The organism is Phormidesmis sp. 146-33 (assembly GCF_052939515.1).
This window is the reverse complement of record NZ_JBJPHU010000009.1, coordinates 69,895-86,135: the sequence shown is the minus strand read 5'-3', so window position 1 is coordinate 86,135 and position 16,241 is coordinate 69,895. Positions and strand designations below refer to the sequence as shown.

Genomic DNA, 16,241 nt, shown 5'->3' with positions numbered 1-16,241 from the left:
GTGATATTTGAAAGAACCTTATGCTGTTCTGGTCACTAACCGCACGGATTGGACGGCGAAGCAGGTGCTGTCTCAATATTTGCAGCGCTGGACAATTGAAACCTTTTATCGGGACGGAAAACAACTGCCTGGAGGTTAATTTTTCGAGCTGCCCTCCAAGTAATCACTCTGCCTGTAGTACTGAAAGTAGGTTTTTAGCAGTTTATCGCTCACTTGGGGGCAGGAGATACTTGTTCCTTGAAGCCCCTCTGAAGTGTTACGACAATCAAACTTGGATTCGGATAGATTTAATTGACTGTCTTTAAATTTCTCGGTTGATTTGAGCAGGAATCGGGGCAGCAGGGGATATAGGGCATTGTCTTGAGCAGATTTTGTTACTTTGATTAACTCTTCACGCCATTGCTCGTAACTCACAGGTTTTAACGAGTAGCCAGATGAGCTAATTAGCCAGTTTAGTAACTGCTGAATCCGGATGGGAGTTGGATTGACAATATGAAATACCTGTCCGAGAAGCTGTTGCTGTTGAGAAAGATGCACGATCGCCTGACTTGCATAGTCAACGGGTGTCATGTCTACTAAGACATCACTGTCTGATTCTGGAATATACCCGATTTGAATACACCCTTTGATCATACGAGACATGAAATCATCCGTGTTGCAGATTCCAGTTTGGCTATCTCCGGTGATTCTTCCTAGTCTGTAAATGCAAACTGGAATTCCTCTAGACTTTGCGATCGCGGCTAGCCTTTCTGAAACCCACTTACTTTGAGCATATCCACTTTGAAGGCTTTCACAAGCCTCTGGCGTGTTTTCTTCTCTAACCTCTATTTTTTCTAAACGATCGACATTAGAAAAGACACTAAACGTTGAGATGAAGTGGACAGGCTTTGTGCGAACCATCGCCGCCAGTCTCAAAACTTCTTGAGTCCCCAAAACATTTGCGGCTTTCAGTGTGGAATAAGAGTAGACGAAGTTGACCAGAGCGCCATTGTGATAAATCACATCAATGCGATCGGCTAGAGTCTGAAACTGATCAGAACTAAGTCCCAGTTTTGGTTGAGCTAAATCTCCTAAAACTGGAAGAATTCTGTGGGCAAAACTCTGATCCCACAAAGCATAATCCTCAAGATTTTGTTGAAGTCTTTCTCTCGCTTGTTCAATCGTGGAAGCACGTACTAAACAATAAATCGTCGCAAAAGTTTGTTGTAGAAGCTGGTGTAGTAAGAAAGCTCCCAGAAATCCAGTTGCCCCGGTTAAGAAGATTGCCTCTGGAGGGGATATTTCTACTGAGTATTCTGTTGCAGGTTGAATGTCAGCATCGAGGACTGCTTCTTTTCTCAAATCCACTGCTATTGTTGTCATCAATTCCTGAGTGGACTGAACTTGCTGTTGCAGACTGGTGATTACCTTTACTTGCTCTGTAATCGTTGGTGCTTCAAACAAACTTCGCAGAGGAATTTCCACCTGGAATAGTTCCTTGATTCGCGCCCAAAGTTGAATCACGAGAATGGAATGCCCACCTAAGTCAAAGAAATTATCCTGCGTTCCAACCTGCTGAACATCCAAAATCTCCGTCCAAATCGCTGCAAGCTGCTGTTCGTCAGGCGTTTGAGGCTGAATATAACTTGTGGTAGCTGGTAGTTTGATGGAGTCGATCGCAGCCAATGCTTGACGATCAATCTTGCGATTAGGTGTCAGTGGTAAAGACTCCAGAACAACAAAAGTAGAGGGAATCATATACTGAGGTAGGATTTCCTTTAAGAAGGATCGCAACTTGTCATCAGCGATCGCCTGATCGTTCTCAGCGACAAGAAAGGCACAGAGATATTGCTGAGGATGTTCTCCAGAGAGCAATACGGCAGCCTGTCGGATCTGAGGATGCTGAGACAGTACCGCTTCAATCTCCCCTAACTCAATGCGAAAACCGCGCAGCTTCACCTGATAATCTACCCGCCCCACATACTCGACACAGCCATCGGCTCGATACTTCACCCGATCGCCCGTGCGATACAACCGCGCCCCTGGGACACCACTGAACGCATCAGGTACAAATCGCTCTGCCGTCAGGTCATCTCGTCCCACATACCCCCGTGCTATGCCTGCGCCGCCGATGTACAGTTCTCCCACCACACCGATCGGCACGGGCTGCTGCTGCTTATCAAGGATGTAGAGTTGTGTGTTGGCGATCGGACAGCCGATCACCGCAGCATCCGCCGCCGTCGTGAGGCGATAGCGAGTAGACCAGATCGTTGTTTCCGTGGGGCCGTAGAGATTCCACAGCGCGGCTCCGCGTGGTAACAACTGTGTGGCAAGGTCAGGCGTGAGTGCTTCTCCGCCACACAGCATCGTGAGCGTTGGGCGGGCAACCCACCCTGCTTCCAGCAGCAGTCGCCAGGTGGCAGGAGTTGCTTGCATGAAGGTGGCTTGAGCGCGAGTGAGCGTGGCTGCCAATCGCTGACCATCGACTGCCGTAGCTCGGTCTACCAGTTCTACCGTTGCCCCCACAACGAGAGGCAGCAGCAATTCCAGCACTGCGATATCAAACGAGAGCGAGGTCACAGACAGTAGTACATCAGCCGGATGCAGGTTCAAGTCCTGCTGCATTGAGTCGAGGAAGTTGACCACCGCCCGATGGGGAATTTGTACCCCTTTCGGTCTGCCTGTGGAACCAGAGGTGTAGAGAATGTATGCCAGAGCGTCGGGGGTGACAGAGCAGGGCGGGGAGAGCGTTGAGGTCACGCCATCACTCCAGACTTGATCGAGCGGCAGGACTCGACCTGCAAAGGGGAAGGGAGTTTCTAGAGTTGTGTCGGTCAGCAGCAGGGCAACTTGAGCATCCGAAAGAATGAAGGTGAGGCGTTCTACCGGATAAGCAGGGTCGAGGGGAACATAAGTGCCGCCTGCTTTGAGTACCGCAAGTAGGGCAATCAGCAGGTTGGGAGAACGCTCTAGGAAAAGACCGACGCGGGTTTGTGACGTGACTCCTGCTTGTTGCAAGCGATGAGCAAGGTGATTGGCGCGCTGGTTGAGGGTGTCGTAGGTGAAGGAGGAGTCGTGGAAGCGGAGAGCGATCGCGGCTGGGGTGCGTTGCACTTGCGCTTCGACCCATTCGTGCAGGCACAGGTTGGGAATCTTAGTTGCTGTCTGATTCCATTCTTTTACAAGGATCTGTTGTTCTTTAGCGGTTAAGAGGGGAAGCTCCCTAAGATATTGATTTGGATCTACAGTCATCCCTGCCAAAATCGTCTGCAAATGCCCTAACAGGCGATGAATTGCGTTATCACCGAATCGACGATCGTCATAAGTTAGTTCCAAGAAAAACGGTGATCCCAATCCAATGACGAGGCTGAGGGGATAGTGCGATCGACCAAATGAAAGAACGCCTTCAACGCTAAGATCGCTGGCTTGTCTTTGTAGCGAGGTATCAACTGGATAGTTTTCAGTAATGACCAGGCTCTCAAACAGCGGGACACCGCGAGGCAGTTCGCTCCAGCCTTGGATCTGAACCAGTGAACTATATTCGTACTGCCGCATTTCGACCTGTCTCGCCTGAAACTGTTGCAGCCAAGGCACCAGTGCTGCTTCTGGATTAACTTGAACGCGGACAGGTAGCGTATTGATAAACAGTCCCGCGATCGCTTCTACGCCGGATAACGAAGCGGGTCGCCCGGACGAGGTGATGCCAAAAACTACATCGGATTCTCCACTGTAGCGGCTAAGCAAAAGACTCCAAGCTGCTAGAACTAGCGTAGTAGGGGTTAGCTGATGCTGTCGAGCAAACCGCTGGAGGTCGACACCGATTTGAGGTAGATCGAGCCGCTGAACCTTGTAGGAGTCAGTTGTGAAGGGCGGTTTAGAAATTGGCTGATCAACACCCATCGGCGTTGGTACGATGAATCCTCGAAGCATTTTACGCCAGAAGGTTTCGGCTTGCAGAGAATCTTGCTGCCGCAGCCAAGTGATGTAGTTGCGGAAGGAAGGCGAGGGTGGAAGCTGGAAAGTTCCTTCGGTGGTCAGGGTCGTGTAGAGATCAAAGACTTCCTTGAACACAAGCAATCGCGACCAGCCATCCAGCAAAATGTGATGTTTGCTAAATGTGAATTGGCAAGTGTCTTCTGTAAGGTGGATTAGCGTGAGCCGCAGCAAGGGTGCAGTTGTCATCTCAAATCCCTGAATGCGATCGGCTGCCAGAAAAGCCTGGAGGTTTTCCTGTTGTTCGATCGGGGTTTGTTCGCGCCAATCCAGTTCTTGCCAAGGCAATTCGATTTGTTGATGAACAACTTGTACAGGCTTTTTGAGAGTTGCCCAATGAAAAGAGGTTCGCAAGATAGAATGCCGCTCCAGCACAATTTCCCAGGCTCGTTTGAAAGTGGGAATATGCAGCTTGCCACGCAGCGTAAAGCTATTTTGATCGAAATAGGCGATCGATTCCGGGTCGTGCAGCGTGTGAAAGAGCAATCCTTGCTGCATAGGCGAAAGCTCATAGATATCAGCTACATTTTTCGCTTTCATAATCTGTTTGGCTTCCTGGTTAATCTAACTGAGCAATCAGTAAATCGAGGTCTTCTTGATCGAGTTGAGCATCTGGAAAATCTGAGGGAGTGTAACCGCCTACGTCTGGCGACTGACAGTGAGCAATCAGCGATCGCAGAGCAGTGAGATAGTTTTGGGCGAGCTGCTCAATGCGAGAACGTTGGTAAATTTCCGCGCTGTAATCCCACCGTAGGTGCAGTTGTCCCTCGCTCACAATTGCAGTGATATCGAGCAGATAACGGCGGTTGCCTTGAGGACTGCGCCCCAGTCCTGTCGATTCCGGTGCCGGGGCAAATAAGGACGTTGGGGCAGCGATCGTGTCTACTTGCCCCAGGTAATTGAACTTCACAGAAGCGGGCGGACGATCGCGCAAACTAGCTGTCACTTCGTTCTGATTGAGATAGCGCAAGATGCCGTAACCAATGCCCTGTCGAGGAATCTGGCGCAGTTGCTCTTTGATGGATTTCAAACATTTTTCGGAATGCTGAGGATCATCCAATTGCAATTGCACAGGAAAAATTGTGGTAAACCAGCCGATCGTGCGGGACACCTCCACATCTTCAAACAGCGACTCTCGCCCGTGTCCTTCTAAATCGAGATAAAGCGAGGAAATTTGAGTCCACTGAAAAAATGTCTGCACCAGCGCCGTGAGCAACACATCATTAATTTGAGTTTGGTAGGTGGCTGGAACCTCCTGGAGGAGAGCATTGGTTTCTGTTTGGGTCAACGCGACGGACACTGTTTGGATCAGGGCAACCGTATTGGCTCCAGTCGGATTATCCATTGGCAGTGTGGCGGCTCCACTCTCTTGCTGCCAGTAAGTGAGTTCTTGCTGGAGTGCCTCCGAGTTAGCATAGTTCTGCAAACGGGTTGACCACTCCTTAAAGGAGGTTGTTTTCGCAGGTAGCTGTACCGCTTGACCCTGAGCTAATTGCTGGTAAGCTGTTTGCAAATCCTCTAGCAGAATGCGCCAGGACACCCCATCAACCACGAGATGATGCAGAATCAGCAACAGGCGATCGGGCTGATCATTGCCCAAGTTAAACAGAACGACTCGCATTAATGAACCGTCCGCAAGATTCAGGCTTGTTTGTAGGTCGGTAGCAACGGTGGTTATTGTCTGAGATTGCTCTGTGGCGGCAAGGGTAGACAAATCTAGTTGAGTGAATGGCACGATCGTATCAACATCAGTATTAATCTGTTGCCAGCCTGTTGCATCTCGATGAGACCGCAGCCGCAGGGCATCGTGATGTTGCAGCAGATGACTCAGTGCTTGCCTCAGCAAAACTGGATTAAGGGGTTGCTGAACTTGCAGCAGGATCGATTGATTCCAGTGATGTGGCTCTGGGAGATTTTGCTCAAAAAACCAGTGTTGAATTGGAGTCAGCGGCACAATTCCTGTTACAACTCCCTGCTCTGCGGCAATGATGGGAGCCGTATTGACCACTTCTGCCAGCGTCGCAATGGTGGGATGCTCAAACAATTGTTTGGGCGTGAATCGGAGTCCAGCTTGACTGGCTTTCGCAATCACTTGAATGCAGAGAATGGAATCCCCGCCTAACTCAAAAAAGTTGTCATCAATTCCCACTTGTGGCAGCCTGAGAACAGTCTCCCAAATTTGTGCAATTGTTGCTTCGATGGAAGTGCGCGGTGGAACAAATGCGTTAGCGGTATCTGATTGGGGAAGCTCCATTGCTAACAACGTGTGACGATCGAGTTTGCCATTCGGCAGCAATGGCAGTGCCTTCAAAGGGATGATTGCGGACGGTACCATGACTTCGGGAAGTTTGGCTTGCAGAAATTGGCGCAGATTCACGATCGCATCAGCAGCCTGAAAAACTACATAGGCAATCAGTTGTGGATGTTCTGCTTCTGTAGCAAGCACGATCGCCTCTCGCACCTCTGGATGTTGCTTCAACGCCGCTTCGATTTCTCCCAGTTCAATTCGGAAACCCCGAATTTTCACTTGCTGGTCTGCACGTCCCAAAAACTCGATCGTTCCATCTAGACGGTAACGAGCGTAGTCTCCGGTTTTGTACAATCGGGCATCTGGATCGCTGCTAAACGGATGCGGCACAAAAGCAGCAGTTGTGAATTCAGGTTGGGCATGATAGCCACGGGTTACATTAGCGCCACCAATGTAAATTTCACCCGCAACACCGATCGGGACAGGTTGGAGGTGAGTATCTAGTAGATAAACTTGGGTATTTGGCAGCGGGTAGCCTAATGGAACCGTCTCAGAATCAGCTGCCAATAGGCGTTCTCGAACTTCATAAGTCAACACGCCCACAGTGGTTTCTGTCGGCCCGTAATGGTTGAGTATCTGGCAAGTGGGCGCAAGTTGCCGAATTCGTTCAACGAGATGCCAATCAAGCGTTTCTCCACCCAGGATTAGCTGTCGTTGGGGCAGAATTGCCCGACAATCAGCAGCGTCGAGCAACACCTTGAGATGAGAAGGAACAATTTTGAGATAGTCGATCGCGTGCTGACGACCGTATTCTGCTAGTGCATTGGGATCGAGCGATCGTTCCTGGGAAATCAGGTGTAAACAGCCACCTGTACATAGACAGGCGAACAGCGTAGTATTGCCCAAATCCGCAGCCAGAGTAGAAACTGTGGCAAAACTTGCCCCTTCAGGGATAGCCAGCCTGGTTAAGATGCCGTTGACATAATTCAACAACTGTCGATGCTCTACAGCTACCCCTTTCGGTTGACCTGTTGAACCTGATGTGAACAGGACATAAACTAAGTTTTCGGGTGTTGTGCAGTGGGTTGGATTGGTGGTGGCTTGTTGAGCGATCGTAGACCAGTCCGTATCCAGACAAATTACCCGCATCGTCAATGTCAAATCATTTGCAAGTTTCTGATGGGTCAGGAGAATTGAGGCTTGAACCTGCTGTAACCGCTGCTCAACTGCCGTCGCAGGTAAGCCCGGATCAAGAGGTAAGTACGCACCGCCCGCTTTAAGAACTCCCAATAAGCCGCTCAGCATTTCTGGAGAACGATCGATATAGAGCGCCACAAGCTGTTCAGGTTCAATTTCCTGTGTCCGCAGGAAGTGAGCCAGTTGATTGGCGCGGGCATTTAGTTCCGCATAGGTGAGGGATTGATCCTCAAAGACTACGGCAACGCGATCGGGTGATTGTTCTACCTGCTGTTCAAACCATTGATGGATTGTGCTGTAGCTGCAATGGTTGATTGTTGTTGGGTTGAAATCCACTAAGAGCCGCTGTCGATCGCGATCGCTGAGCAAATTGAGGTCTGCGAGTCTAGCATTCGGTTGATGAATAATTGAAGTCAGTAAGGTTTGAAAATTGTTCGCAATTTGAGCGATCGCATTGGCTGCAAACAAATTGGCATCATAATAAAATTCGGCTCGAAGCTGCCCGGATTGACGAACACAGGACAGTCTAATTTTGAAACGATTCAGGTAAACTGCTTGCTGATAGATAGAAAAAGTCAGGTCAGGCGTTGATGCCACAGACCATTCCGCAAACTCAAAACCAACGGGCAAAGTTACTAGAGGCAATCCTGTAAAGTATTCTTGCCATTGGTGTGCTTCCTGCATGATCTGAGCCGTCTGCTGCACCCGTTGACTCAAGAGATCATGCTCCTCCAAATGGCTCTGTAATGGTAAGCATTTGTCCAAGAGTCCCAGAGCGTGTTGCAAATCCTCGTACTTTCGCGCCATGCTGGTAACACCGACGGTGATATCGGATCGACTCGTCATCCGCCACAACAGCACTTGCCAGCAGGTCAGCAATACCGCCGCGATCGAGCCGTTGTCATATTGAGCGAACTGGCTAATGGTTTCAGCATCCAGGTGAGCGGTGAAGCAGCGCGGTTGAAAGGGTACAGACTGAAGACCTTGGCGCTCAAAGGGAAGCTTCCATCTGCTTAAATCCATGAATTGCTGCTGCCAATAAGTTTTACCGCAATTCGTTGCTTCCGCTTCTAGCAGTTCATTTTGCCACTCTGCTAGATCTGCATATTGCATCGGCTCATCTAGTTGACTATCAAAATCACCAGCATAGGTACGGCTAATTTCGCTAGCAAGAAGCTGTAGCGTCGTTGCATCTGCACATAAACTCGGAAGACTCAAAATCAACAAATGTTGCTGTGGAGCCAGGGGAACGATCGCCACTCGTAGTGATGGAGATTGCTCAAGACTGGGGACTTGGCTATTTTTTTGTAAGTAGTCCTGAACAGCTAGTTCCAGATTTTGAACCAGTCCACGATCGAATAAAGGTTCTGACACAGAGATGCTGAGATTAGTTTCCTCCTGAATCACCTGAAGCGGCAGAATCATCTCCGGCAAGCATTGAAACGCTGTTCGGAGGATTTCATGTCGCTGAATCACCTTTTCTATCGCTGTCTTCAAAGTTTGAACCTGAAGCGCTCCCTCACATAGCAAGACACACTGAGCGATCGTCGGAACGTCAGGATGCGATCGCTGTAGAGACCACAGGTGCTTTTGTTGAGGTGACAGTCGGTATCCCTCGATCGTGGGTAATTGCATAGTTCAGTTCCTACTTATCAATGATTGTTTGTCGCCCATAGCATATCTGGACTGTGAGGATCTGCCATTGCCGCTAGAACTCGACGTGAACCCAAAAATGGGCAGCGTCCATGTGCAGTGAGCATATTGTCCAAAAGCAGTACATCTCCGGCTTGCCAGGGAAATCGCACTGTCTCCTGCTGATAGACGGAGCGAATTACTTCGAGAACAGAGGGTTCAATCTCCGTGCCGTTGCTATAGTAAGCATTGCGCGGTAGCGCTTCCATAGGAATTCCCTGAATCAGATCGGTCTGGAGCATTGCTCCTAAACTCGTGATGTGAAATAGGTGCGCCTGATTAAACCAAACCGCTTCACCCGTCTGAGGATGGGTAGCGATCGCTTGACACACCTGACGAGTTCTTAACTGATCCTGTCCCCACCACTCAATTGCAATTCCAGCCTGATGGCAGTATTTTTCAACGACTGATCGATCGTCCGTTTGAAAGACTTCCTGCCAGGGCAAATCCAGCCCCCCACCATAATTCCGCACATACAGCACGCCATCCTGAAATCGCGATCGAATGCTGTTAGGAATCTGCGCTAGAACCCGGCGACTATCCGCGATCGGAGTTTCTCCCCCCTGTTGAGCAGGCTGAACACAATAAAAGCTAATTTTCAGGCACCACTGCCGCGCATAGGACATTTCGTTGTGAAGTGGAATCGCCCGATCCGCTGGATATTCTGTGGAGGTGTAGACATTAGGGCGAACTTGGGTGCGGGGAGTCGATCGATAGGAATAAGGCATTGCGGTTTGGGAAACCCCCTGCATGAATGTCTCAAAATCTGCATCCCCTAACTCTTGAAAGTTACGAAACAGAATCCCGCCATGTTTCAACAACTCTGTTTCGATCAGTCGTCGATTCTCCTTTGCCCACGTCGCTAAACTCAGCCCTTCCAATGTTGGCTGAATGATCAGAGGAAGCTGTTGTTCAGACGGTTGTATCTGAACAAGCTGAGTTGTAGAAGTCACTAACTTACGTCGATGCTGCCGGATGAAAGTCGTGGGATCTGGAATCTGATTCATAGTAGGGAATTCCATCAAGGGTTAATGCTGTTTGCGTCGCTTAGTCAATTTCAACCTCTGAAGGCTTAATTGCTCTAGTTCCTGTGCTTTGGTTTGCTGGTGTTGCTGCTCGGCTGCAACGATCCAGGTAATGAGTTCTTTTAACGGCACCTCCGGTTGTTCGGCAATTCGGTGTAAAACCGTTGAAAAACGCTGTAGCCATTGACTCATAACGTCGCTATCTAACCGAGCCGGGTCGTACAACAGTTGCAGCGACAACTCTGTTTCGGGAATCACCCGCACGGTGAGCGGATAGCCATTATTCACGCTGGAACTGACTCGCTGAATGTCTAATTGAGTCGATCGCTGTCTTAGGGATTCATCGATCGGGTAATTCTCAAACACAATCAGGCTCTCAAATAGTGGTAAGCCTGGAGCAAGATCACTCCACCGCTGAATTTGTACCAGTGGCGTGTATTCATACTGTCGGGCTTCACTTTGTTGAACTTGAATTGCTTGAAGCCAGTGAATGAAAGCAGCATCCGGATTAATCTGCACCCGCACAGGCAGAGTATTGATAAACATTCCAACCATAGAATTCGAGTCAGATAGCGTCACCGGACGACCTGCTGTTGTTGCACCAAATACTACATCCTTGCTGCCACTGTGATAGCTCAATAACAGTGCCCAAACTCCCTGAATCAGTGTATTCAGCGTTAGCCGATGCTGTTGAACCAGGGATTGCAGTGCGGCAGTGGTTTGGAGCGTGAACGATCGCGACAGAATTGTGGCTTCACTGGCTCGATCGATTTTGGCTGACGAGTTGTTGAAGCGGGTTGGGGTTGTAAATCCTTGCAGCATTCGGCTCCAAAAGGCTTTGGCTGGCGCAAGATCCTGGTTGATTAACCAGGTGATGTAATCCCGATAGGGACGAGTCGGCGGCGCAAGAACTGATTGTCCCTGATAGAGCCGTTCATAGGTGGCGAACACTTCCTGAAACACCAGCGGCACAGACCATCCATCTAAAATCAAATGATGGAAATGCCAGATAAATCGGTAGGTGTCTTCTGTCAGTCGGATCAGGAGAATCCGACTCAGTGGAGCTTGATGGATTTGAAACCCACGCTGTCGATCGTCTTTTAATAAAGCGGCAATCTGGGCTTGCTGCTGTTCTGAAGACAAGTTGCGCCAGTCTGCCTCCTGCCAGGATAGGGAAGCCTGCTGTCGCACAACTTGCAAGGGTCGATCGAGTCCTTCCCAAACAAAAGCAGTCCGAAAAACAGGATGGCGATCAACGATCCGCTGCCAAGTTTGCTGGAGAACAACGGTATCCAATTTTCCGCATAAATTAAATGATAGTTGGGTGCTGTAGAGTCCGTGGTCTGGCGCATACAGCGTGTGAAACAAAATTCCCTGCTGTGCTGGAGAGAGCGGATACAAATCTTTGATCGTACGATCGCTGCCAACCAACTGATCCAGAGTGATTTGATCCAGTTCTGCAAGGGGAAAATCTGAAGGGGTGCTTCCTCCAGCACCAAGAGACAGGCAATGATCGATCAATGTTCTCAAGGATGCGACAAAGGCTTGCATGAGCGCGGCGATCGTGGTGGATTGATGCACTGCTTGACTGTAGGTGCAGTTGAGATGCAGTTGTCCTCCTGTGACTCCAGCCTGAATGTCTAATAGATGATAGCGACTGCCGGACAACCTTTGCAGGGGCGCAGCAGACTCTGGCGCAAGCTCGAACAGGGAAGACTCTGGCAGCAACTGATCAAACTGACCCAGATAATTGAAGCTAACTTGGGCTTGAGGCAGCGATCGTAGTGGTTCAACGGTGTCTTGATTGAGATAACGCAGCACTCCATAGCTCAATCCACGAGTAGGAATCCGGCGTAGCTGCTCTTTAATTGATTTCAATGCCTCAGCCGGATCAGTGATATTTGTCAAATCTAGCTGTACTGGAAATAGCGTGGTAAACCAGCCAACCGTGCGCGATAGGTCTATGTCTTCCCAAAGCTGTTCGCGTCCGTGACCTTCCAGATTGACCAACAACCGGGAAGTTCCAGTCCATTGAGCGAATGCCTGAACCAGTGCGGTTAGGAGTAAGTCATTGATTTGAGTACGATAAACAGCAGGCACCTGCTGCAACAACGCCTGTGTTTCTGCCTGATTCAGTTTAACGGACAGTGTATGAGTGTTGGCAACAGTGTTCATTCCATTTGGGAAATCGATCGGAATTGGCTCTGTTGGACTAGGAGACAGCCAATAGGTTTGAGTTTGTTGTAATTCCTCAGACTGTGAATAGAGTTGCAACCGTTGCGCCCATTGTTTAAATGCAGTCGTTTTTTGGGGTAGCTGGATGGTGCGTCCCTGAAGCTGCTGCTGATAGAGCATTTGAAAATCTTCTAACAAGATGCGCCAAGACACTCCATCCACAACCAAATGATGAATGATGAACAACAGACGACTGGACTTGCCAGCGCCAAAATCAAACCAGACCACCCGTATCAGCGATCCCTCTGCCAGATTCAGGCTGGCTTGCAGTTGCTCGATCGCTCTAACCATTGCACTATTTTGCTGGGTGTCTGGTAGTTCAGAAAGATCGATCTCAGCACAGGGATCAGGTGACCATTCTGCATTGACCGCTTTCCAACAGTTTCCTTCTTGATAAAACCGCGATCGTAGTGCATCATGATAGCTCAGTAACTGCTGCATCACCTGTTTGAGAACAGTGAGATCTAGCCGCTGATGCACTGTCAGCAATACTGCCTGATTCCAATGGTGTATGTCTGGCAATGACTGCTCAAAAAACCAGTGTTGAATCGGGGTCAGCGGCAGTGAACCTGTGACTAACTCCTGGTCAGCCGTTGTGTGAGAGGCAGTGCTAACGATCGCTGCTAACGCCTGGATGGTCTGATGTTGAAACAACTGCTTGGGAGTTAAATGCAACCCAGCTTGATTTGCTTTTGCAATGATTTGCAGGCTGAGGATAGAGTCCCCACCCAATTCAAAAAAGTTGTCCTGCACTCCGATTGTCTCGATCGCCAACACCTGTGACCAAATCTCCACAAGCTGCTGTTCTATGAATGTTTGGGGAGCGATGTAGCGAGTGGCTAACCTTGATCGGGAGATCTCCGGTGCAGGTAGGGCGCGGCGATCGGTCTTTCCACTAGAAGTTAGCGGCATCTGTTCCAACCAGACGAAGGCTGAAGGAATCATATACTCTGGCAATCGCTGGTTTAGCCAGTTTCGTAGCGTCTGAACTGCAATTTCCTCAGCATCTCGCAGAACTCCATAGGCAACTAGGTATTTCTGTCCGGTTACTTCTTCCCGCGCGACCACTACCGCTTCCCGTACTTGGGGATGCTGACTCAAAACCGCTTCTATTTCACCTAACTCAATCCGAAATCCCCGAATTTTGACTTGATAATCCGTCCGACCCAAAAATTCAATCGCTCCATCTGCTCTGTAGCGAGCCAGATCTCCTGTGCGGTAGAGTCTTGCTCCCGGTACATCACTAAAAGGATGGGGAATAAATCGCTCTGCCGTAAGTACCGGACGATCGAGATAGCCTCTTGCCAAACCCATTCCGCCGATGTAAAGCTCACCAGGAACCCCAATCGGTACAGGCTGCAAGGAGTGATCAAGCAAGTGAATTTGTGTATTAGCAATTGGGCGACCGATTGGAACTGTGACTTGCTCAGAATGAGGATTGCATTCCCAGTACGTCACATCGATCGCGGCTTCTGTAGGCCCGTAGAGATTGTGTAGGGCGGCATTTAGTCGCTCAAAAAAGCGATTTTGTAGTTCCACAGGTAAAGCTTCGCCACTACAAAAAACCTGCCGAATGCAGCCACAGGCTTCTGGTAGTTCTGGCTCCTCTAGAAAAGCCTGAAGCATAGATGGAACAAAATGCAGCACCGAGATGTTCTGTTCTGCAATTAACCGGATAAGGTAGGCACTGTCTCGATGTCCCCCTGGTTGCGCCATAACCAGACAAGCACCTGTAGCCAGCGTCCAAAAGAACTCCCAGACGGAGACATCAAAGCTAAATGGTGTTTTTTGGAGAACGCGATCGCGGGACGTTAACTGATACGTTGCTTGCATCCAGCAAAGGCGATTATCGATGCCTCGATGGGTATTCATCACCCCTTTCGGCTTGCCTGTAGAGCCAGAAGTGTAAATCACATATGCTAAATTCCCTAAGCTGGCAACAGGATCAGGATTAGTGGAGCATTCCTGAGCAATCTGACCCCAATCGGTGTCTAGACAAAGAATCTGCCCCTGAAAATCCGAGACGATCGGCTTCAAATGCTGTTGGGTGAGTAAAATTGGAACTTGAGCATCTGTCATCACAAATGCTAATCGATCGCCTGGATAGTCTGGATCAAGCGGCACGTAAGCTCCACCCGCCTTAAGAACTGCTAGCAGCGCGATCGCCATTTCTAGCGATCGCTCCAGGCAAATTCCTACTCGTACCTCTGCTCCGACTCCTAATCGATGTAGGAAATGAGCGAGTTGATTGGCGCGAGTATTTAATTCTCGATAGGAAAGGTGTTGCCCTTCAAACACAACAGCGATCGCGTCGGGAGTTTTCTCGACTTGTCTTTCTACCCGTTGATGCAAACAAAGCTGCTCTGGATAAACAACCTGCGTTTGATTCCATTGAATCAGGAGTTGCTGTTCTGCTGCGGTCAGTAACGGTAGCTGACTGAGGCGTTGCTGTGGATTGGTGACGATTCCTTCCAGCAACATTCGCAGGTGTCCGATCAATCGCTCTATCGTATCGACTGCGAACAAATCACAGTTATATTCCAGTCCGCCTAACAATCCCTGTTCAGTTTCACTGAAGAGAAGCGATAAATCAAACTTGGCAGTGCTACTCTCCAAGGGTTGAGGAGTGATTGTTAGTTCTGGCAATGCTAGTGTAGTTGTAGGCACATTTTGCACCCCGAACATGACCTGAAACAGGGGAGCATGGCTCAATGTTCGCTCTAAATTAAGCGCTTCGATCAGTTGTTCAAACGGGAGATCCTGATGAGTGTAAGCCTGCAATGTCACTTCTCGCACCCGCGCCAGTAACTCGCTGAATGGGGGATCGCCCGATAGATCCGTTCGTAAAACCAGTGTGTTAACGAAGCAACCAATCAGGGATTCTGTCACGCTTTGGGTGCGATTCGCGATCGGCGTACCAACTAACATATCTGTCTGCTGAGTGTAGCGATAGAGCAGCGTCGTGAAGGCTGTCAGCAGGGTCATGAATAGCGTAGCGTTGTGTTGTTGACTCAGTTGCTTGAGCTTGGTAGTGAGAGAAGCCGAAAGTTGCAGCCAGCAGGTTTTTCCCCGAAAGGTTTGAACCGGAGGACGCGGATAATCGGTGGGTAGCGATAACAGTGGGGGTAAAGACTGTAGGTGTTGTTTCCAGTAGGATAAATGTGTGTTCAGTCGATCGCCCTTGAGAGATTCACGCTGCCAGTAAGCAAAATCAGCATATTGAATCGGAAGTTCTGGCAATGGAGAGGGATTACCTTGAGAGAAAGCACGGTAAAGAATCATCAATTCACGTATCAGTACCTGCGCTGACCATGCATCTGAAACAATGTGGTGAATTGTACATAAAATCACATGCTCAGAGGATCGCAACCGCAGCAGTGTGATTCGTAAAAGCGGAACCTGACTCAGATCAAACGGTTTTTGAGCCGTTTCGATCGCAAGGTGCTGAATTTCTGTTTGCTGTTGAGTCGTGGATTGTTCAGATAGATCCACCACAGGAATATTTAGACTGACAACGGGATGAATGACTTGAAGCGGTTGCCCTTGAAGCGTGGTAAAACTGCTCCGCAACACCTCATGACGGCGTAAAATTTCATTCAAACTCTGCTCCAACGCTGGAATATTCAAACAACCTTGCAAGTGCAGAACTGTGGGAATGTTGTAAACAGCGTTCTCTGGTTCTAGCTGATTCAAAACCCACATACGCTGCTGCGAAAAAGACAGCGGGTTTCCTACCTGTGCAGGACAACGAGCCACGATCGACTGCTTATCAGAATCTATAAATTCGCCGCGCAGACGCTTTTCCAGCAGGGCGCGTTTTGCGTCTGAAAGCTGCAATTTTCGAGTTGCGATCGAGTCATTGTGCTGCATAA

The 16,241-nt window shown here is 49.3% G+C and carries 5 protein-coding genes; 1 reads left to right on the top strand and 4 read right to left on the bottom strand.

The features are described 5' to 3' along the window. Positions 1-7: 7 nt before the first annotated feature. Entirely contained in the window at positions 8-139 is a 132-nt protein-coding gene (locus ACJ2PR_RS06030) for a hypothetical protein (RefSeq protein ID WP_446876359.1), read from the top strand. On the opposite strand, the gene ACJ2PR_RS06025 is transcribed toward ACJ2PR_RS06030, so the two are convergent. The 4 genes from ACJ2PR_RS06025 to ACJ2PR_RS06010 are packed head-to-tail and all read right to left on the bottom strand — an operon-like array spanning position 136 to position 16,239. After that, complete coding sequence (locus ACJ2PR_RS06025) at positions 136-4,512, bottom strand: amino acid adenylation domain-containing protein (protein WP_446876358.1); 4,377 nt, start codon at positions 4,510-4,512, stop codon at positions 136-138. The two genes, ACJ2PR_RS06030 and ACJ2PR_RS06025, sit on opposite strands and share 4 nt — an antisense overlap. Before the next feature lie 19 nt (positions 4,513-4,531). Beyond that, complete coding sequence (locus ACJ2PR_RS06020) at positions 4,532-9,052, bottom strand: amino acid adenylation domain-containing protein (RefSeq protein WP_446876357.1); 4,521 nt, start codon at positions 9,050-9,052, stop codon at positions 4,532-4,534. A 17-nt stretch (positions 9,053-9,069) separates the two neighbouring features. Beyond that, positions 9,070-10,116: a TauD/TfdA family dioxygenase gene (locus ACJ2PR_RS06015; protein WP_446876356.1), complete on the bottom strand. Its 1,047-nt coding sequence runs from the start codon at positions 10,114-10,116 to the stop codon at positions 9,070-9,072. Between the two features lie 21 nt (positions 10,117-10,137). Beyond that, positions 10,138-16,239 (bottom strand): amino acid adenylation domain-containing protein, encoded by a 6,102-nt coding sequence (locus ACJ2PR_RS06010; RefSeq protein ID WP_446876355.1) that lies wholly within the window; start codon positions 16,237-16,239, stop codon positions 10,138-10,140. Positions 16,240-16,241: the final 2 nt, after the last annotated feature.

Excerpts from the sequence above, each read along its gene's own strand:
- ACJ2PR_RS06020 (WP_446876357.1), bottom strand. The coding sequence starts at position 9,052 with ATGCAATTACCCACGATCGAGGGATACCGACTGTCACCTCAACAAAAG.
- ACJ2PR_RS06025 (WP_446876358.1), bottom strand. The coding sequence starts at position 4,512 with ATGAAAGCGAAAAATGTAGCTGATATCTATGAGCTTTCGCCTATGCAG.
- ACJ2PR_RS06010 (WP_446876355.1), bottom strand. The coding sequence starts at position 16,239 with ATGCAGCACAATGACTCGATCGCAACTCGAAAATTGCAGCTTTCAGAC.
- ACJ2PR_RS06015 (WP_446876356.1), bottom strand. The coding sequence starts at position 10,116 with ATGAATCAGATTCCAGATCCCACGACTTTCATCCGGCAGCATCGACGT.